This window comes from Empedobacter sp. UBA1574, from assembly GCF_002322895.1.
GTDB classification, from domain to species: domain Bacteria; phylum Bacteroidota; class Bacteroidia; order Flavobacteriales; family Weeksellaceae; genus Empedobacter; species Empedobacter falsenii_B.
This window is the reverse complement of the sequence record NZ_DCOI01000022.1, coordinates 63,872-84,875: the sequence shown is the minus strand read 5'-3', so window position 1 is coordinate 84,875 and position 21,004 is coordinate 63,872. Positions and strand designations below refer to the sequence as shown.

At 30.5% G+C, this 21,004-nt stretch carries 19 protein-coding genes; 9 read left to right on the top strand and 10 right to left on the bottom strand.

Going from position 1 to position 21,004, the window contains the following annotated elements; translation table 11 throughout:
• Positions 1–14: 14 nt before the first annotated feature.
• Entirely contained in the window at positions 15–443 is a 429-nt protein-coding gene (locus tag B3578_RS06260; protein ID WP_125349112.1) for a SufE family protein, read from the bottom strand.
• Positions 444–554: 111 nt separating this feature from the next.
• Between B3578_RS06260 and B3578_RS06255 the strand changes: the two genes are divergently transcribed.
• The 4 genes from B3578_RS06255 to B3578_RS06240 all read left to right on the top strand — a co-directional run bounded on the left by B3578_RS06255 (position 555) and on the right by B3578_RS06240 (position 4,835).
• Positions 555–1,427 carry a diacylglycerol/lipid kinase family protein gene (locus B3578_RS06255; RefSeq protein ID WP_291047387.1) on the top strand — a complete coding sequence of 291 codons (873 nt, stop codon included), beginning with the start codon at positions 555–557 and terminating at the stop codon, positions 1,425–1,427.
• A 155-nt stretch (positions 1,428–1,582) separates the two neighbouring features.
• Positions 1,583–2,536 (top strand): 2-hydroxyacid dehydrogenase, encoded by a 954-nt coding sequence (locus B3578_RS06250; protein ID WP_286495673.1) that lies wholly within the window; start codon positions 1,583–1,585, stop codon positions 2,534–2,536.
• 338 nt (positions 2,537–2,874) lie between these two features.
• Entirely contained in the window at positions 2,875–3,588 is a 714-nt protein-coding gene (locus B3578_RS06245) for a pirin family protein (RefSeq protein ID WP_291047385.1), read from the top strand.
• Positions 3,589–3,743: 155 nt separating this feature from the next.
• Entirely contained in the window at positions 3,744–4,835 is a 1,092-nt protein-coding gene (locus B3578_RS06240) for a hypothetical protein (RefSeq protein WP_221854014.1), read from the top strand.
• A gap of 70 nt (positions 4,836–4,905) precedes the next feature.
• On the opposite strand, the gene B3578_RS06235 is transcribed toward B3578_RS06240, so the two are convergent.
• From B3578_RS06235 to B3578_RS06195, 9 genes are all read right to left on the bottom strand, one after another.
• Positions 4,906–5,607 (bottom strand): OmpA family protein, encoded by a 702-nt coding sequence (locus B3578_RS06235; RefSeq protein ID WP_291047383.1) that lies wholly within the window; start codon positions 5,605–5,607, stop codon positions 4,906–4,908.
• 26 nt (positions 5,608–5,633) lie between these two features.
• Positions 5,634–6,149 carry a lipocalin family protein gene (locus B3578_RS06230; protein ID WP_286495675.1) on the bottom strand — a complete coding sequence of 172 codons (516 nt, stop codon included), beginning with the start codon at positions 6,147–6,149 and terminating at the stop codon, positions 5,634–5,636.
• Between the two features lie 126 nt (positions 6,150–6,275).
• On the bottom strand, positions 6,276–7,169 hold the full coding sequence (locus B3578_RS06225) for a class I SAM-dependent methyltransferase (RefSeq protein ID WP_125349119.1): 894 nt from the start codon (positions 7,167–7,169) through the stop codon (positions 6,276–6,278).
• Position 7,170: 1 nt separating this feature from the next.
• Entirely contained in the window at positions 7,171–9,042 is a 1,872-nt protein-coding gene (gene mnmG / locus B3578_RS06220; RefSeq protein ID WP_286495677.1) for a tRNA uridine-5-carboxymethylaminomethyl(34) synthesis enzyme MnmG, read from the bottom strand.
• 54 nt (positions 9,043–9,096) lie between these two features.
• On the bottom strand, positions 9,097–9,522 hold the full coding sequence (ybeY, locus tag B3578_RS06215; protein WP_219034096.1) for an rRNA maturation RNase YbeY: 426 nt from the start codon (positions 9,520–9,522) through the stop codon (positions 9,097–9,099).
• A gap of 4 nt (positions 9,523–9,526) precedes the next feature.
• Positions 9,527–11,692: a patatin-like phospholipase family protein gene (locus B3578_RS06210; protein WP_291047378.1), complete on the bottom strand. Its 2,166-nt coding sequence runs from the start codon at positions 11,690–11,692 to the stop codon at positions 9,527–9,529.
• Positions 11,693–11,793: 101 nt separating this feature from the next.
• Positions 11,794–12,072, bottom strand: a complete 279-nt coding sequence (locus tag B3578_RS06205) for a DUF7683 domain-containing protein (protein ID WP_221854021.1) — start codon at positions 12,070–12,072, stop codon at positions 11,794–11,796.
• Positions 12,073–12,129: 57 nt separating this feature from the next.
• Positions 12,130–14,595: a bifunctional UDP-N-acetylmuramoyl-tripeptide:D-alanyl-D-alanine ligase/alanine racemase gene (locus B3578_RS06200; RefSeq protein ID WP_291047376.1), complete on the bottom strand. Its 2,466-nt coding sequence runs from the start codon at positions 14,593–14,595 to the stop codon at positions 12,130–12,132.
• Positions 14,582–15,178, bottom strand: coding sequence for a thymidine kinase (locus tag B3578_RS06195; protein ID WP_038336222.1), 597 nt, complete (start codon positions 15,176–15,178; stop codon positions 14,582–14,584). The genes B3578_RS06200 and B3578_RS06195 overlap by 14 nt, the downstream gene beginning before the upstream one ends.
• 151 nt (positions 15,179–15,329) lie before the next feature.
• Here B3578_RS06195 and B3578_RS06190 point away from each other — a divergent pair, with 151 nt between their 5' ends.
• The 5 genes from B3578_RS06190 to B3578_RS06170 are packed head-to-tail and all read left to right on the top strand — an operon-like array spanning position 15,330 to position 21,002.
• Complete coding sequence (locus tag B3578_RS06190) at positions 15,330–16,301, top strand: hypothetical protein (protein WP_125349122.1); 972 nt, start codon at positions 15,330–15,332, stop codon at positions 16,299–16,301.
• On the top strand, positions 16,252–17,598 hold the full coding sequence (locus tag B3578_RS06185; RefSeq protein WP_349676197.1) for an MATE family efflux transporter: 1,347 nt from the start codon (positions 16,252–16,254) through the stop codon (positions 17,596–17,598). Before B3578_RS06190 ends, B3578_RS06185 begins: the two co-directional genes overlap by 50 nt.
• A gap of 1 nt (position 17,599) precedes the next feature.
• Positions 17,600–18,661: a hypothetical protein gene (locus B3578_RS06180; RefSeq protein WP_280035024.1), complete on the top strand. Its 1,062-nt coding sequence runs from the start codon at positions 17,600–17,602 to the stop codon at positions 18,659–18,661.
• On the top strand, positions 18,636–19,910 hold the full coding sequence (locus B3578_RS14340) for an O-antigen ligase family protein (RefSeq protein ID WP_125349125.1): 1,275 nt from the start codon (positions 18,636–18,638) through the stop codon (positions 19,908–19,910). Before B3578_RS06180 ends, B3578_RS14340 begins: the two co-directional genes overlap by 26 nt.
• Before the next feature lie 3 nt (positions 19,911–19,913).
• Positions 19,914–21,002, top strand: a complete 1,089-nt coding sequence (locus tag B3578_RS06170) for a glycosyltransferase (protein WP_286495683.1) — start codon at positions 19,914–19,916, stop codon at positions 21,000–21,002.
• Positions 21,003–21,004 lie beyond the last annotated feature (2 nt).

Genomic DNA, 21,004 nt, shown 5'->3' with positions numbered 1-21,004 from the left:
ATTAGATGATGTGTCTAACTATTATTTTGTTTTGATTGAAATGCAATCGCATAAAATTTGAATTGTTTTATCATCGCTAATAATCCGTTTGCACGAGTTGGTGATAAAAATTCTGATAAACCAATTTCGTTGATAAAATCTGTATCCGATTCTAAAATATCTTTTGGCGTTTGATGATTATACATTCTCACCAATAATGCGGCAATTCCTTTTGGTAAAATAGCATTAGAATCAGCTTTAAATTCGATTGTATTACCATCCAATTCTGCATCTAACCAAACAGAAGATTGACAACCTTTTATGATTTTATCATCTGTTTTTGCTTCTTCAGGCAAAGTATTTAAGCTTTTTCCTAACTCGATCAAATATTCGTAGCGTTGTTCCCAATCGTCAAAAAATGAGAATTCATCTACTATTTCGTTTTGAATTTCTTTAATTTTCATATGACAAAGTTAGAAAGTTTTTGATAGTTTTTCCTCAAAAAAAGACGTTAAATAGCTTGATTCTTTTAGATTTCTTATTTTTGTGTTTTGATAAATTTCAATTCCCAAAAAATGAAGTACACTTTCATTGTTAATCCTAATTCTGGAAACGCAAAACACGATATTTCGCTCGATTTTTTACAATCAAAATTTGATTCTTCAGACGAAATCGTTTTGAAAGAAACCGTTTATCAATTTCATGCAAAAGAATTGGTGAAGGAGGCGATTGCAGAAAATTCAGATGTTATTGTTGCGTGCGGTGGTGATGGGACAATCAATGAAGTGGCGAGTGCTTTGGTGAAAAAAAATATTCCGTTGGGAATAATTCCTGCCGGATCTGGAAATGGTTTGGCTACAAATCTTAATATTCCGAAAGATATTAACAAGGCAATCGAAATTATCAAAAACCATATTGTTCATACGATTGATGTTGGTAGAGTAGAGGATAACTATTTTTTTAGCAATTTAGGTTTTGGGATTGACGCAGAAGTTATCAAAACATATGAAGAAAATCAAAAACGTACGATTACTGGTTATGTTGATGCATCTGTGAAAACGTTGTTGAATTATAAATCTAAATTGTTTCGCCTTTATATTGATGATGTAATTATTGAAAAAAATTTTTATTATCTATTCTGCTCTAATTCTAACATTGCTGGTTATGGAATCTCTTTTACACCGAAAGCTGATTTGTCTGATGGAGAATTGGATTTATTGATGATTGAAGATTTAGATGTTTTCGAACAATTTTATTTTTCGGTATTGGTTTTAGCCAAGAAAATTGATTTATTAGACAAAGCAAAGTATCGAAAAGTGAAAAAATTCAAGATTGAAAGTTTAGATAACAATCCTATTACGTATCAGCTTGATGGAGAGATTCATAATACCGATTCACTTCAAGTAAAAGTTAAGGTCATACCAAATGCTTTAAAAATCATTTTTTAAACTTCAATTATTATTTAATTAGCAATATAAATTATACATTTTCAATAAATTAAAATATTATTAACGTAGTTATAAACGATTTGTTTGTAACCAATTTTATCTTCAATTTTATAATAATACTTGCATTCGTTGTAACTTTGATTAAAATTTTTGCAATGAATACGCCTTATAAAATTTTAGCAATTGATTCTAATCACGAATGTCTAAATAATGGACTTCGTGAAGCAGGGTTTATTGTTGATGAAGATTACACTTCACCCAAAGAAATCATCGAACAAAAGATCAATGAATATGATGGAATGATTGTAAGGAGTAGATTTCCAATTGATAAAGATTTTTTAGCAAAAGCAACGAATTTAAAGTTTATTGGTAGAGTAGGGGCAGGCTTGGAGAATATTGACGAAGAGTTTGCAGCTGATCATAACATTGTTTTATTCAATTCTCCCGAAGGAAACCGAGATTCTGTTGGTGAACATGCGATTGGTATGTTGTTGATGTTGATGCATCATTTGCGCAGAGCTGATAACGAAGTTCGTAATGGAATTTGGAAACGTGAAGAAAATCGTGGTGATGAATTGAAGGGAAAAACGGTTGGAATTATTGGTTATGGAAATATGGGAAATGCTTTTGCGAGACGTTTGCAGGGTTTTGAAGTTAATGTGATTTGTTATGATATTTTGCCAAATAAAGGAAATGAATTTGCGAAGCAAGTTTCGTTAGAAGAAATTTTTGAACAAGCTGATGTTGTAAGTTTACATACGCCGCAAACACCAGAAACGATGCAAATGATTAATGCAGAATTTATTTCTAACTTTAAAAAAACATTTTATTTTGTGAATACAGCGCGTGGTAAATCTGTTGTGACAAAAGATTTGGTTGAAGCAATGAAAACAGGAAAAATTTTAGGAGTAGCTTTAGATGTTTTAGAATTTGAAAAATCGAGTTTTGAGAAATTAGTTGCATCTGATTTACCAGAAGAATTTCAGTATTTAATCCAAGCGGATAATGTTGTTTTGGCGCCACATATTGCAGGTTGGACGCATCAAAGTAAAGTGAAATTAGCAGAGTTTATTCGTGATAAAATAATTGATTGGAAGAATAATCAGTAATGATTAATTGATATAAACTAAAAAGGTTCCGAAACTTCGGAACCTTTTTTCATTTTGTAAGTTTTTTGTAAACTTTATACAAAATAACTGCTACTATAATAACAAGAACGATTTGGAGTAGAATCCAAAGTATAACATTAAATGTTGATTCGCCTGAAATTGATAGCATATATATGTCTCATGTGTTAACTGAATGCTAAAATATAAATTATTTTTAACATTTTGTTAATAATTTAAAAAAAGTTTTATTCATCTTCTAGGTGTGTTAATTGATAACTTATCACATGTCAATAGATAAGTTTTTTTTGCACCCTAAATTTGTATAAAAATAAATTACTATGAATTACCAAATATTTAAATCAGAATCAAGAGGTGGAGGAAATCATGGGTGGTTAGACTCTAAACATTCTTACAGTTTTGCAAATTATTACGATCCAGCTCGTATTCATTTTGGAGCTTTGCGTGTCGTAAATGATGATATAATTACCGGAGGAATGGGATTTGGAAAACATCCTCATGATAATATGGAGATTATTACAATTCCTACAAAAGGAGGAATTTCTCACGAAGATTCAATGGGAACTGGTTCTGTAATTGAGTCTAGGGATGTACAAGTAATGAGCGCTGGTACGGGAGTTTTTCATAGTGAAATGAATGCTTATGAAAACCAAGAAGGACATTTTTTTCAGATTTGGATTATTCCAAATAAAATGAATGTTGAGCCTCGTTATCAACAAATTTCTGTTCGTGAAGTAGCAAAAGAAAATGAATTATATCAAGTTCTTTCTCCAAATGCAGATGATCAAGGAGTTTGGATTCATCAAGATGCATGGATTTTTTTAGGAAATTATACAGAAGATAAACAAGAAACATACAAAGTACAAAAAGAAGGAAATGGTGTTTTCTTTATGGTTGTGGAAGGAGAAGTTGAATTTGATGGAAACAAATTAGGACGAAGAGATGTCATCGAGATTAAAGATACAAACGAGTTTTCGTTTAATGTAGCAAAAGATTCTCGCTTGATGTTAATCGAAGTTCCTATGGATATTTAGAATTTTTTTCAAGTTTTAGTTGTTTTATATATAGAGCAGATTTCAGAAATGGAATTTGCTTTTTTTTTTGTTAAAAAAATACCATTATCAACACAAGTATTTAGTATATTTACTGCTTATAAAACTTTAACTCAAAACGTATTAATCTATACTATATGAAACGTTTATTCATCATTGCTTCTTTCGCTTTAATGATTATCAGTTGTAAAAATGATAACATTGAAATTGATTCTACATCTGCGCAAACTTTTAGTGAAACGGTAGACAAAATTTCGAAGGCTTTGCCTGTTATGCAACAAGATAAATTTAAGGAAGCTTTACAGATTATTTTCGAGTATAACACAAGTCAATCAATGGATAATGAATCGCGTTGGGGAATTGTGCGTACGTTGTTAGATGGAAAAACAGTAGATGAGGTTTTTGATATTGCTGAAAAAGTCGCGTTACAAAATAAATTTACATGGAATAGAAATCAAGTTCCTTTGGTGAATGGAATTCCAAAATCAGGTGCAATTGAAACTGTAGAAACGCCTGCTGAACCGACTTCTAATGTACAACGTTTCGATTTTAGTTTAAAACAAGATGATAGTGGAATCTCAATTTCTCCTTTTTTCTACAATGCGCAAGGAGAGGAAATTCAGTTGGATAAAGCTGTAACGGCAACGATAGAAGTGTTTAATTCAGGTAGTATTGTGTACACATTTCGTTCTACAATTGATCCAAATTCTATGGATGATTTGTACAGAAAAAATACAATTAATATTAAATATTCGTCATTAGATGCTTCTAAAATTAAGAGTGATCGATTAGATATTTTGGTTCGAATTCCGAATTCTGAACGATATTTAACGAATCGTAAAGCGGTAAAAGTTCCGTTGAATTTAGTTGGTGCTGCTGAGGTTGTAGATTCTCTTTTGGTTGAAAGTACGCCTGCACATGTAAGTAAAGAAGCTGGAATGGTAAAATCTCTTTCGAATCGTTTTATGACAAATTTATCAAAGAAAAATTATTCTGGTGCTTTTGCGTTGACAAGAAGTGGTGAATGGAATACTTTCCAAAAATTTTCTTCTGATGAATCAATTAAGAATTTAGAGCAAGCAACAATTAATGATGCAAAAGTGTTAGATGCAGACGAAAAAGTTGCATTAGTTGAAGTGAATGCAAATTTAAAAGACCAATCTTCTAAGACATATCAAGTGACTTTAGAAAAGATTAATAATAAATGGTTTGTGGTTAATTTTAAATAATCGTAAACGTATTAAACATAAAAAAAGCGTTCAAAATCTGAACGCTTTTCTTGTTTTATATTGAAATGAATTATTGTCCGTTTGCTTCTTTAGCAGCGTCCGCTTTCATTTTTGCGTTTGCAGTAATTGCAATCTCTACACGACGGTTTTGAGCACGTCCTTCTGCAGTTGTATTATCAGCAATTGGTTCCTCTAAACCTTTTCCTTTCGATGTTAAACGAGAAGAAGCAATACCTTTAGAAACTAAATAATCTTTTACAGACTGTGCGCGTTTTTGAGATAATGGTAAGTTATAATTTTGAGAACCTACGTTATCAGTATGGCCAACAATTAATAAATCTGTATCAGGATATTCGTTGAAAACTTCTACTAATTTATCTAAGTTAGATTTAGCAACAGCAGTTAAAGAAGCTTTGTTATAATCAAAAGTAACTTTAGAGTTTTCATCTAAAATTAAGTTAATCCCTTCTTCAGTTCTTACGACTTCTGCACCTGGTAAAACTTGCTCAATTTTTTGCGCTTGTTTATCCATATTGTTACCAATAACACCACCAGCAGCTCCACCTACAGCAGCTCCAATTACAGTACCTAAAGCAGTGTTACCACCTTTACCGATATTATTACCTAAGATTCCTCCAATAACACCACCAGCAACAGCACCAATACCAGCACCTTTTTGTGTATTGTTTGCATTTTGTACAGCTGTACAAGAAGACATAATAAATGATCCTCCTAATACAATTGCAGCTATTTTAGTATTTATTTTTTTCATAATTTCTAAGTTTTTTAAATTGTTGATTAACGTACGAAGTTATAAATCACTTGTGCAATTTTTCCATTTGCATTGATATCTTGTACCAATTTCATCGAATTTGCATCAACATAATCTACACGCATTTTATATCCTGCTGTATTTTGTTTCGCTTTGATTCCTGTAACATCTTTGAAGATAAAGTAAGTTGTAGAACCATCTTGTTGTAAATCCCAAATAATATTTGTTGTTCCTGAAGGGCAATCTCCGCCAGCGTTATTAAATGTATATGTTCCTTTTTTGTTGTTTTGAACTAAGTTCCATGTAGAACCTTCATAACATTCTGGGTTTGCTGTGTCAAAAACTTTCGCAACTGCATCAGTAACTTTTACATTACCTTGTACCTCGTTTGTTGTTAAACCTTGGTAGTCTACATTTGTCAAAGTCCATGCACCTCTCACTTCTTTACCTGTTTGTATTTCTTGTTTTGCAACGGTTGTAGATGCACAAGAAGTTAAAAATGCTGAAGCGCATATCCCAAATAATAAAATACTTTTTTTCATAGCTATTTATTTTATCTATTATTAATCTTAAAAAACGGCTTCTATAAATTAGATTTAATAAAGTTTTAGAAAAAAAACGACTTCTAATACATCTGATTAGATAATCATTCTTTAAAAACGCTTATTTTAATTTTCAGCTTTAATAATATAGATTAAAGAAGAATATTGACCTGTTTTTTTAGCTTGAGTATTAGACTTCAAACCAATTCTAAGTGCATTGATAAAACCTAACTTATTACCTTTATATTTTTCAGATAGTAGACTCACATAAAATGAATCTAATTTCATCGGGTGGATAGATTCAATTTTCATACCAAAGTTGCTAAATAACTTTCGCATGCTGGTTTCTGTGAAATGCCATAAATGACGAGGTACATCATAAGCTGCCCAATGTTCACCATAATATTTAGCATCATACGATTGGTGGTTTGGAACAGCTATTACTAAGATACCACTTTTTGTTAAATGTTTCTTTAGTTCTGTAATTATTTCTTTAAGATTAGGAATGTGTTCTAAAACATGCCACAAGGTAATCACATCATACTTTTCTGTATTCTGTTCTAATTCTGTAGAAGTAACTTTTTCGATTCCTACTTTTGATTGAGCAATTCGTCTTGCCGAATCATTTGGCTCCATTCCCAAAACATCGTAACCATTTTTTTGTAGATGCTCTAAAAAATCTCCAACGCCGCAACCATAATCTAGAATCTTTTTACCATTGCCAATTTTATTAATCAATTCTAATTTATTATTTAGATTGATTGATTTTGCCATTTGATAAAAACGTTCGAAAATAGATTTCTTTCCATCGGTATGGGAAATGTAATTTTTACTTTCGTAATACTTTCCCAAATTTTCGATAGGTTGGGGGAGAGTATACAAAACTTCAGTTTCTGAATCTTCGTAAATTTCGAACTTTTCTTTTGTTAAAAAATAATCTTTTAAATCTAATTTCTTAATACCAGAAAATCCTTCTTTTGAAGGATTTTCTTGAGATGTTTCACGTGGAACATTTTCCATATTATCTTCCCATGTAAATTAATAATACACTAATATCTGCTGGTGATACACCACTAATTCTTGATGCTTGTGCTACCGTTGCAGGTTTTATTTTTGTTAATTTTTGACGAGCTTCTATCGACATCGAACCAAAGACATGATAATCGATGTCAGCCGGAATTTTTAGATTTTCCAAACGATGCAATTTATCTGCATTCTGTTGTTCTTTCTTAATATAACCTTTGTATTTGATCTGAATTTCTGTTTGTTCTAATTCTTCTTGATCGTATTCATTTGTTTCAATAAATTCTTTTACACGATCTAATTTCGTAAAATCAGAAAGTTTTAACTCAGGACGAGAAATAACCGAAATCATTTTGTTTGGTTGTTTCAAAGGTGTTCCTTCGCGCTCTTCAATTACATCATTTATTTCTTGTGGCTTGATGGAATTTTCTTCGAAATAATTAACAAGTTTTTCAGCTTTGTCAAATTTTTCTTCCATTCTTCTCAAACGATCTTCTGAAGCTAAACCAAGTTCAAAACTTTTTCTTGTCAAACGTTCATCCGCATTATCTTGTCTCAATAAGATACGATATTCTGCACGAGACGTAAACATACGATAAGGTTCTTCTGTACCTTTTGTAATCAAATCGTCGATTAAAACTCCTATATAAGCTTCGTTACGATTTAAGATAAATGGATCTTTTCCTTGAATTTTTAACACAGCATTTATACCCGCCATCAAACCTTGAGAAGCAGCTTCTTCATAACCTGTTGTTCCGTTAATTTGACCAGCGCAATATAAGTTATCAATTAACTTAGTTTCTAGCGTATGTTTTAACTGTGTTGGTGGAAAATAATCGTATTCGATGGCGTAACCTGGACGTAAAATTTTTGCATTTTCAAAACCAGGAACAGAACGTAAAGCTCTTGCTTGAATATCATCTGGCAAAGATGTTGAGAATCCATTTATGTAGAATTCCATCGTGTGCCAACCTTCCGGTTCAGCAAAAATCTGATGACGATCTTTGTCTGCAAAACGATTAATTTTATCTTCGATAGATGGACAATATCTTGGTCCTGTCGATTTAATTGTTCCGTTAAACATTGGAGAACGATCAAAGCCTTCACGCAATAAATCATGAACTTCTTGATTGGTATAAGTAATCCAACAAGAACGTTGTTTCGTTAATTTTTGTGTATTTGTATATGAGAATTTTGAAGGATTTTCATCACCTGGTTGCTCAACCATTTTCGTATAATCGATAGAACGACCATCTACACGTGGAGGAGTTCCTGTTTTCATTCGTCCAGCTTCGAAACCTAAATCAACTAATTGTTCCGTAATTCCGAAAGCAGCAGATTCTCCCATGCGTCCACCTCCAAATTGTTTTTCTCCAATATGAATTAAACCATTCAAAAAAGTACCATTTGTAAGTACAACAGACTTAGAACGAATTTTCATTCCCATGGCTGTAATTACTCCGCAAACTTTACCATTTTCGATGATTAAATTTTTTACCATATCTTGAAAGAAGTCAACATTCTCTGTTCTCTCTAAAGATAAACGCCATTCTTCTGCAAAACGCATACGGTCTGATTGCGCACGTGGCGACCACATCGCTGGACCTTTTGATTGATTCAACATTTTGAATTGAATCGCAGTTTTGTCGGTAATAATACCTGAGTATCCGCCTAAAGCGTCAATCTCGCGAACAATTTGCCCTTTCGCAATTCCACCCATAGCAGGATTACAAGACATTTGTCCGATTGTTTGTAAGTTCATTGTAACAAGAAGCGTTTTTGCTCCTAAATTGGCTGCTGCCGCTGTTGCTTCTGCACCTGCGTGACCACCACCAACTACAATTACATCATATTCTGATTGAAATATCATTTGATTTGTAAACTTATTTTTCTTGTTAAAATAATAAATGTTCCACGTGGAACATTATTGATTTAGATAGCTACTAAACGTTTCTAAATATTGATTTTCTTTAGCAGTCATTAATTCTTTGTCATCTGGTTCTTTGTCCATATAACCAGCAAAATGTAATATCCCATGGATAACAACGCGAGCTAATTCGTTTTCAAAAGAAACATTATTTTGCTCAGCATTATCTTTGATTCGTTCGACGCTAATAAAAATATCACCCATCAATTTATCTTCAATAGAATTATCGAAACCAATAACATCTGTGTAATAATCGTGTTCTAAATATTGTCGATTAATTTGAAGTAAGTATTCATCATCACAGAAAATATAGTTTAAATCTTCTATTGTTTTCCTTTCATTCTTCATACTCTCTACGATCCAATCTATCCAAGTTTGAGCATCTTTTAGCTCAAAATCTGTTTCGTAAAATAATTCTATCATTGTTCTAAAACCAGTAACCTAAACTTAAATTAAATAATCCTTTTTTTGTGTAAGGCGAATAACTCCAAATAAAATTTAAAGGACCTAATGGACTATCGTAGCCATAGGTAATGCCGTACCCAAGATATTTGTAATCTGTTAAACTCAATTGCTCAAATCTATCTGTGATATTTGCTATATTCATAAATAGACTTGTGTAATGATTTTTCAAAATTCGAGCTTGAATATGAGAGCCAAAAAGCAATTGATTGTCGCCAATTGCAGAGCCAAAGGGAAGCCCATAAAACTTAGTGTAATTGAAAAAATCTTGTTCAACATAACCTCCGATATAAAACTTCTGAGGCATTGTTACATTATCGTTGAAAAAGGTTCCAAAGTTAGCAGTAAATCTGTAACTTAGGAAATTATTTAACGGAAAATTTGCCTCTAAACTTGATTCTAACAAATAGTTATTTTCAAACCCAGTTACATTAGAATCAAATAAATACTTGAAACTTCCATCAAATTTTAAACCACTACGCGCAAAATTTGCATTATTTCGATTATCTGCTTTGATATATCCATACGCTTTCCAATAATAACCTTCGGATTTTGCTGGAAATTCCTCATTAGAAGCAATAAAATTATTCGTGAAAACTTTTGTGTATTGATGCTCTAATCCAACGCCAATAGCAAATTTTTCTTTGATAGTCGATTGAATGTAGATTTGATTGATGTATTCTCTAAAGTTATAATTTACTTTTTTGTAGATATTATCCTGGCCAAAGAAGTTTCTTAGATCAATTTCTTTATCAAAATAATGTGAAAAAGAGTTGAAGCCGATACTTGGAAGATATCCATTATCAATGAAAAAATTGATGTTATATCGCGCATAATCACCAACCACAACATCAGCAGAAAGCACCGAGTTTTTGACAAATAAATTCTTTGAAGTGAAGTTTAAAAGTAATCCTGTTTTAAATAAATCATCGTAATGTAATCCAAATCGGATAGATTGTTTGGTCTTATTTTCTTGAACTTTTAACGTTAATAAATTTTCTTCATCGTTAATTTCTGAGATTTTATACGTGATATTATTGAAGTTTCCAGAAGCATATAGTTTCGAAATTCCAGCTTTTAAATCATCATATTTTATAATTTCAGGAGTACGAATTCTTAGCTTACCTTCGATATAATTTGTGTTGAAATTTTTCAATCCTTCAACCTCGATTTCTTTGACCAAAACATAATCATCAAGTTTGATTTCGTTTCGAGTTCTGTTCGAAGCATGCTGTTTTTTTGCAATTTCTTTAAGTTGATCATACACTTTTTCTGAAGCAACAAGTCCGCGATTATAAATAGAATCTACTTCATCAAAACTTGTAACTGTATATTCTTTTAGCTCCGGTTTAATCAATAAATCGACTAGTTTTTTCTGTTCATCTGTTTTTTTAACGATACTCATCGTCATAATTTGACTCAAAATATCAATAGCAGAATTTAGATCATCACGTTTTTGTAAACCATCACCCAATTCTACACCGATAATAATATCAGCACCCATATCTTTCACTTCTTTCACGGGGAAATTGTTGACAACACCGCCATCAACATATATTTTACCATCAATTGTGACAGGATCTAACATGGTTGGATAAGCGCCCGAAGCCAAAATAACGCGAGGTAAAAATCCTGAACGAAAGACTTTTTCTTCTCCAGTTTCGAGATCAGTTCCAATACAAACAAAAGGCGTTGGAAGTTTATTGAAATCATCAATATCATGAACTGGACGCAATAAATAGGTCAATAAATCAAGCGGACCTTGACCTTTTGAAATGGCATTTGGAATCGTTAATTTGAACTTATCAAAAGGTAATTCTAAGATGTATTTTTCTTTGTATGCTTTCTCGAAAAAAGGAATCTCTGCACGATCTTTATTTTGCGTAATCAATGAAGAAATATCCAATTGATGCATGATTTTCTCGAGTTCGTCAGGTGTATATCCAGCGGCATATAATCCACCGATAATCGCGCCCATACTTGTTCCTCCGATGTAATCAATTTTGATTCCCGCTTCTTCAATCTTCTTCAAAGCGCCAACATGTGCATAGCCTTTTGCGCCACCACCACTCAATACAACACCCACTTTTAGACGCGTTGAATCATTCTTTGTTTCTTGTGCAAAGGTCATGGTTGAAATAATGAAAATGAAAGCAAAAAGACTGCGCATAAATTGATCTAAATTGAGGAATAAAGATAGCAATTTTGAATCTAAGTTGTAGAATTGTTTAACTATTCTACATTATTTTCATAACAACTTAAATAATATGAAAACTTCGAAAAGTTGGGAGAAAAAGCTTTATTTAGTTTTAGAAAAGGCTTTAGTTTTTCTATTTGTGAAACAGAAAGTGGATATGAATCATAAATTTCTGTTGGATAATCATCCTCATTTAAGATAAAATCATTTAAATAAAAAAGAATCTGTTCAGATGTTATTTCTAATTCGAATTCATTGTTCAGAGAATCGTCAGAATTATTATACTCTTCAATTAATCTAATTATTTTATCCATTTATTTTTTTTAAAATTACAAAAAAAGAGCTACTATTCAGTAACTCTTTTCAATAAATTATTCTTTGTAATAAACGCGTTTTATACGTTGGGAAACCGAAGTTAAGACTTCATAAGGAATTGTTCCTAACCATTCGGTAACGTTAGCTAAAGTTGGCGAGTTTCCAAAAATAGTCACTTCGTCACCTTCTTTACATGGAATATCGGTAACATCAACCATCATCATATCCATACAAATGGTTCCGGTAATTGTAGCCAAATGCCCGTTGATACCTACTTTTCCTTTTCCGTAACCAAGTGAACGACGAATTCCGTCTGCATAACCAACAGGCAAGGTTGCAATTTTGGTATGACGCTCCGCTGTAAAACGACGACCATAGCTTACAGTTTCGCCTTTTTCAATCTCTGAAATCTGAGAAATTACCGTTTTGAAACGCACAACAGGTTTCAAATATTTCTCCATAAAATCGGTATATTCAGAGTAGCCATACATTCCGATTCCTAAACGAACCATGTCATATTGATGTTCTCCATACGCTACAATTCCAGGAGAATTTAATGCATGTTTGATTGGTTTTATGTTTAAAGCAGTTGTAATTACTGAATAACTATTATCAAAACGTTCTAATTGATATTTCGCATAATCTTCCTGCTCTGGCATATCGGCAGTTGCTAAATGCGTGAAAATTGAGCGAACATAAACATGTGAATTATCTTTTAGAATTGCAATTAATTCTTCGAAATCATCTTCGTGAAAACCAAGACGATTCATACCTGTTTCCATTTTTAGGTGAATTGGATAAGGTGAAGAAATTTGTTTTTCTTGTAGTTTCTGAATGAATAATTTCAAAACACGTAAACTATAGATCTCTGGTTCCAATTGATAATCGATAACCGTAGAGTAACTACTTTGTTCCGGGTTCATGACGATAATTGGAATGGTAATTCCAGCCTCGCGCAATTCTTTTCCTTCATCTGCAATCGCCACGCCTAAGAAATCGACACCGTTATTTTGTAAGGTATTTGCTACCTCAAAACTTCCTGTTCCATAACTATTCGCTTTCACCATGCACATCAATTTTGTGGTAGATTTTAGCAATGAGCGGTACACATTTATATTTTCGATCAGGTGTTGCAAATTAATTTCAAGAACAGAATCGTTGGAACGTGTTTCTAATTCATTCGAAATTTTTTCTAATTTGAACGGACGAGCACCTTTTAATAAAATAGCTTCGTTGTCGACATGTTGATGTTTGAACTGCTCTAAGAATTCTTCAGTCGAGTTGAATGAACGAACATAGGATTCAAATAAATGTTTGAACTGAGAAATTTTTTCTCCGATCAACACTATCTCATCAAAATGATAAAGGTTGACTAAATCGGCTGCTTGTTGATATAAATCGTGGTCAGATAAGTTACTTTGTAAAATATCCGTCAACACCAACGATTTTTTGTCGCGCGGTTGTTGATTTAGCACATTTAGTCCAATTTTTAATGAATTTAGATCAGAATTGAAGGTATCATTAATTAAAATTGAATGATTAATCGCTTCTTTAATTTCCAAACGCATTTCGATTGGTAGAAGTTGACTAAATTCGTTTTTAAGTTGTTTATAATCAATATTTAAACTAATTAAAGTCGTTAAGCAAATTAAACTATTTTTAATCGAAGCATCATCGATAAAAGGAATCGAATAGGTGAATTCTTGTTGATTATGTAAAATAGAAATTTGCGTATTAGTCTGATTACTTTGTATTTGCTTGATCTGTACAGTGGCAGAATTGGAGTAACCGTAAGTATATTTATCTGTTTTTGCTAAATGAGCGTTTTCAAGAATAGCTTGATGAACTTTTTCGTTTTCGATATTGAAAACTAATTTATCAACATGAGAAAATAGTTTCAGTTTTTCCTGAATCAATTCATCTTGATTTTTAAAATTCTCTAAATGCGCTTCTCCGATTTTTGTCAACACACCTATTGTTGGTTGAATAATTTCTTCGAGATTTTGCATTTCATTTGGCATCGAAATTCCAGCTTCGAAAATACCCAAATCGTTTTTCTCTTCCATTTGCAAAACAGAAAGTGCTGCTCCAAATTGAGAATTGTAACTTTTTGGACTACGAACAATCGAGAATTTTTTCCATAACAATTGATTCAACCACTCTTTGACAATCGTTTTTCCATTGGAACCGGTAATTCCGATCACAGGAAAATGAAATTGTTTGCGATGAATTTTTGCCCAATTTTGCAAAGCAAGTAGCGGATTTTCAACCTCGATAAAATTTGCATGAGGCAAATTTGTCAACGCTTTTTCTACGACAAAATTTCGAATTCCTCTTTGATAAGCATCTTGCAAAAACAAATGTCCGTCTTTTTGGTTTCCGTGAAAAGCAAAGAAAATTCCGTGAATTGGATTGACAATCATGCGCGAATCAAAGAAAATTTGATTGATGATTTCGTCTCCATTTCCAATCAAAGTACCGTTGATGATACTTGCAATTTGATTTAGATTATAAGTTTTCAACTTTATGTTTGTTATGTTCTTCCCAGAAAGCAACTCGGCTTAATGGTTCATATTCTAGTACTTCGCCAAGTTCTACAAGACGATCACTGTCAATTTTTCGGTGCGAATAATTGGCTAAATTTCCTGTACGAACGCAGATTGCATGCACTTTTGTTACATACTCGGCAGTCGCCATTAAATTGGGCATTGGACCAAAAGGACGACCTTTGAAATCCATATCCAAACCAGCAACAATAACGCGTTTGCCTTCGTTTGCCAATTGATTGGCTACGTCTACAATTCCTTCATCAAAAAATTGTGCTTCATCAATCCCTACCACATCGCAATCATCAGCCAATAATAAAATTGCTGAAGAATACTCAACTGGCGTTGATGTAATAGAATTTTGATTGTGTGAAACGACTTCGCGGTCCGCATAACGCGTATCTATCGTAGGTTTGAAGATTTCGACACGTTGTTTGGCAAATTCGGCACGTTTTAGACGGCGTATAAGTTCTTCGGTTTTACCAGAAAACATTGAGCCACAGATGACTTCTATCCATCCACTTTTTTTGTTATGATTAAAGGTATTTTCGAGGAACATAGTTCAAATAATTTAGATTAAAATATGAGAACAAATTTACGGAATAAATTAGTTGAATGAAGTAAAAAATTAAATGAAGATAGAGATATAAGAAAAGTTAAATAAATGCGTTCTAAACTTTAATGTTATAACAACAACACTTATTTATTTTATGGAAACTCAACAAGAAAATAATAATCAAGAAATTGATTTGGTTTTTTTAGCGAAGAAAATTAAAGGTTTTTTTCTATCAATAGGTTTTTTAATCCTACGATTAATCAACTTTATTATTCGAAACAAAATAATAGTAATTATCTTGTTCATTTTAGGTATATCTCTTGGGGTTTATTTTGATAAAAAATCAAAAAATAATTTTAAAACAGAAGTTGTTGTTGTTCCTAATTTTGAAAGTGTTGATTTACTTTATGCAGAAGTAGAAAATTTTAAATCGAACTTAAATTCGAACAAATCTAAATATGACTTTTTGAATGATGTTGTAGATTTAAGAATAGAATCTATAGAAAATATAAATAGTATTCTTACAGATAAGGATAATTTGGAAATTTTTAAAGTATTAACATCAAATGGACAAGATTTATCTAAAATTTTGAAAAATGAAGAGTTTAAAAAGAATTATAAATATCATTTAATCACGTTGAAAACAAATTCATCGGTGAATTCTCAAAAAATCATTGATTTTTTATTAAATACTATTAATTCTAAACCATATTATAAACAAAGGTCTGCTTTCGCAATTAAAAATCAAACTAATGCTAAACAACAAGCAGAAAAGAGTATTGAACAAATTAATAAGATTCTAGAAAATTTAGGAAATGGAAGTGTTTCTGTTGTTGGTAAAGATTTGAATATTAATAGTTATGATCAATTATCTAATGTAATTGAGATGAAAGATTATTATATGAAAAAATTAGTTGATATTAATACTAAGTTAATTGAGTATAAATCTACTATTTATCCTGTTAATACATCTTTTAACAATAAAATACACCAAAAGATATATGAAAAAATGGTAGTTATTTTACCACTTTTTTTGATTGGTTTCTACTTGTTTTTGTCTTATATCAAATATTTGTATGCGAAGTACAATAATCTATACCAAAAGACAAAAATTACAAATGCTTGAAAAGAGCAAAAATATTATCAAAAACAAGGAAATTAAACAAGGTTTAATCACACTTTTTTTAAGAGGAATTGGTGTATTGACGTTATTTGGTTTTACTATTTTTTTTAATCGAAATTTTGATTCTTCTGTGGTGGGCGATTACGAGTTTACTCGTATGTTTTTACTCGTATCAGGAAGTATTTGTTTGTTCGGCACAGATATCTCTATTTTATATTTCGCAGGAAGATTGAAAAGCGAAGAAAGATTTTATGAACTAAAAAAATTGTATTATAAAATATCAATTCTAAGTTTTCTTTTTTGTTTAATAATAGGACTTATTTTTTTTATTTTTTTTGATTCAACTTTTATTAATTCTTTTTTTGGTTTGGAAAACTCATATAAAATAACATCTTATAGTATATTGTTTTTATTTTTTAATGTTTGGACTCTTTTTAATACGGAGGTTTTGAGAGCTCTTGACCAAATTGTTTGGTCTGAATTATTTCGAAATACATTCAAGTTCTTTCCTGTTATCTTTGGCGCAATCATTTTATATGGAAGTGAAAAAGAGGAAAGTATTGTCTTTTATTATATTTTAGGTTTTGTAATTCTAGGTCTTATTACTTCAGTTTTTGTATTAGTCCTTTTGAGTAAAATTCCGAAATCAAAACATAATTATTCATCAATAACTTATCGCGAAATAATAGATTATTCTTTGCCAATGGGAATAAGTAGCTTTGCAGTTTATTTATTTTCTACAATTGATATTATTATTTTGAGAAACTATTTTTCGAGTTCAGATGTGGCTTTATACGCTTTGGGAATAAAAATAATGGCAATTTTGAGTATGGTAATTTTAAGCATCAATGTTAATCTTTCGCCACAGATAGCTGAACTTTATTTGAAGAATGAGTTAGACGAGTTAAAGAAGGTTTTAAGACATTCGAGTCGATTTATTTTTCTGTTAAGTGTAACAATAGGCTTAATAATTATTTTATTTTCTGATTACATTTTACCAATATTTGGAGCAGAATATATTGCAGCGAAAACAGCTTTATTAATTCTTGTTATTGGACAAATTTTAATTTCAAGTTTAGGAAGTTCGGCTGCTTACTTGAATATGACAGGAAGACCAAAAGTTTTTCGTAGTTTTCTATTGATTGCTTTGCTAATTAATCTTTCCTTGAATTTAATTTTGATTCCTAAATTTGGAATAATAGGAGCGTCTATAACGTATGTTTTAACAATTCTTTTTTGGAACTTATGTGCTGTTATATATATTTACCAAAAGGATAAAATAAAAATTTATATCAATTGAAATGAGAGTTACTCTACAAAAAAATAAGTTAACATTTATACTTCTTTTTTTATTGTCAATTCTTATCGCATTGATAGGAGAGAAAGTATTGCCACAGAAGTTCTTTATAGATGCTAATACAATTGTTTTTGATTATTATAATGAAGCAGGTTTCAAAGGAAGTTATCCGCTTACAATGTCTTTTTATAAATATACTCAGTTAGGTAAATTACCTTTTAATGTAGTAGGTGTTTTTCAGTTGTTTTTTTATTATATTATTTTATTCAAAATAGGTGTACCAAAGGATTTTCATATCCTTACTATAAAAAATATAATTGTTTACTTAGCTTTTTTGATGATAGGAATTTTTATCTCAATGCCTTCAAAAGAGTTTATTACATTTCTATTTATTTCACAAATTGTTTTCTTATTTCAATCTAAAAAAATAGGGTTTGATTTATCACTTTTATATTCTTTTTTAATATTAATAATATTTGGAATATTCTTCAGGTCTTATTTTGCATTAATACCTGTTATATCTATTTTATTATACTTTATTTCGAAAATAAAGTATACAAACAGGACATTCGGAATAATAATAATAAGTGTATTAGTAATAATTCTATTTTCAGCGTTACATTATTTAGCAAAGGGAGAATTTTTTTCTGATTTAGCAAGAAATTCTGTAAATGAAGTTAGACAAGGCTCTGAAGATGCAAACTCTATGATAATTCCTCCATTAGAACCTACAGGATTATTAGCAGAGTTAGTGAATACTTTTTATAGTTTTTTATCAGTTAATTTCCCAATTGTAGAATATAAGCATTTATTATCACCTCGAATTTTTCTATTTATTATTTGGCAGATTTTATTTACAATAATTTTTATAGTTCGTTTTTCGTGGGCCATAAAAGATCCGATAAAGAATAATAGAATATTATGGATATTTTATTTTCTGTTTTCTTATCTAGCAATCCAAAGTGTTTTTGAGCCAGATTTAGGTTCAGCAGTTAGACACAAAATTGGAATTTTACCATTGTTTTATTACGTTTTCTACTATGATAGTTTCTCTAAAAAAGTATAATCAAATTAATCAGTTATTGATCATACTAATTGCATGTACAATTGTTTTTAGGAGTATTTGTACACCTATTATTATACTTTTTTTAGTGTTTAATTTACTTCATTATAAGTTTATCATTATTGAAAAAAAACATTTTAAAGATATTCTAATCATAAGTTCTCCGTTATTAATTAGTTTACTGTTTTTTTTCAATAATGATACAATTTCAGGAGGATTCAAATCTGTAGAAAAATTATTGACATTAATTATTTTTCCAATTTTTGTTTTAACGAATAAAAACTTGAATATCAATTTTATTCTAAATCAATATAGGATCTGGTTTCTCGTTATATTATTAGGGTTTTTAGTAAGATTTGTTTTAATTTTTCCTGAGAAAATAACGAAATATATTAATGGAATTGATTTGATAGAAATTGGTTATCAATTTGCAATTTCATTAGGCTCGCATGCACCATTACTTAATTTACAGGTTGGATTTTTGAGTGTAGTTCATTTTTATTTTTTGATTCAATCAATTGTAAATAAACAATTTTATAGAATGTTTTTTAACATCATTCTATTTTTCCTTTCCTTTTGTTTAGTCCTAATTGTCAATACTCGTGTCACGTTATTAGCTGTTATTATTTGCGTTGTTATTATTTTGGTAAGAGAACTTATTTCTATATTTTCATTAAAGAAAACAATGATTGGTTTATTCGCAGGGTTAATGATAACTACCACAATAATAGGAGGTTTTGTTAAACTTAATCCTTATATGTACGAGAAATACTCTTCGGTTACTTTTATACATATGGATAAAGTTGGAAAGCTAGATGAAATTAAAAATCCAGAAATTGTAGTGTTTAATGCTTTGGTGACAAGAGTCTCTATTTGGAAAGCATCTGTAGAAGTCGCAAAAGAAAATTTACCTTTTGGAACAGGAGCAGAGATGGGTAAAAAAGAACTTTTTGATTATTATAAAAAGACAAATCAACATTTCTTAGCTAAGTACGAATTTCCAGTTCATAATCAATTCTTAGATTTCTCAATAAAATTTGGAGTTATAGGCTTTATAGTTTGTTGTATTTATATATTTTTTCCGTTTTATAAAAGCATAGATTTACTTAATTTCAAATCACTATTTATTTGTTTTGGAACGTTGTTCTTTATTTCGAATTTAACGGATGATTTTTTAATTCGATTTGATGGAATTGTTTTTAGCGGATTATTTTATTCATTGTTTAGTAGTATTTCAACCTTTAAAAAATAATAAATGAAAAAAGCTATAATTATTGATTGGCTTGATAAATACGGAGGTGCAGAAAGAGTAATCGCAAAGCTTAATCAAATTTTTCTTTTTGACGAAGTGTATACTTTGACTAATATTATGAAAAAGGAGGAGTTTTTGGAAATTTTTCCTCAAAAAAACATACAGGTTCACGATACTTTTCTTAGAATTTTAAAAAATAAATTTAGATTTCTTTACTTCATTTTCTTTTGGGTAATAAACCGAATGAAAGTTTCTCCAGAAGTTGATTATTTTATTTCTTCTTCTCATTCTATAGCGAAAGGCGTTACAAAATCTCGAAAAGACCAAATTCATATAAGTTATTTTCAGGCGAGAAATTCAAATTATATCTGGGACGAAATAGACCTATACTTTGGTAAAAGTAAATATCTATTCTATCCATTATTATTAATTCTTAGAAAAATTGATATTAAACAAGCTCAGAAACCTGATTATATAATTTCTAACTCTAAGTTTGTTCAACAATGGGTAAAAAAAACATATAATAGAGAGTCTATTGTAATTTATCCACCCGTTAATTTCGAAAATTTTGAACTTGTAAAACATAAGTCAGATTATTACGTTATTGTAGGTAGAATGGCTTCAATAAAAAGATTTGATGTTGTTATAAAAGCATTTAATCAAAACAAAAAGAAGTTAATAGTTATTGGAGATGGAGAAAAGTTAGATGACCTAGTAAGGCTATCGACCTCAGATAATATCCATTTTTTTGGTTTTTTAGAGTCGAAGTTAGTAGGCGAATATATCTGTAAGGCAAAAGCTTTTATACAAGTTGGTATAGAGGGGTTTGGAATAGCTCCATTAGAAGCGCAAGCTTGTGGTACACCAGTTATTGCTTTTGCGAAAGGAGGTGTTGTGGAAACTGTAATAGATAAACAAACAGGTGTTTTTTTTGATGAACAAACTGAAGAAAGTTTAAATTTTGCAATAAATGAGTTCGAAGAACTTCAATTTGATCAGACTTTAATAAGGAATCATGCATTAAGTTTTTCTCATGAAGTTTTCGAGAAAAAAATGAGAGATTTCGTAGAATCAAAAATAAAAAAAGTATAACG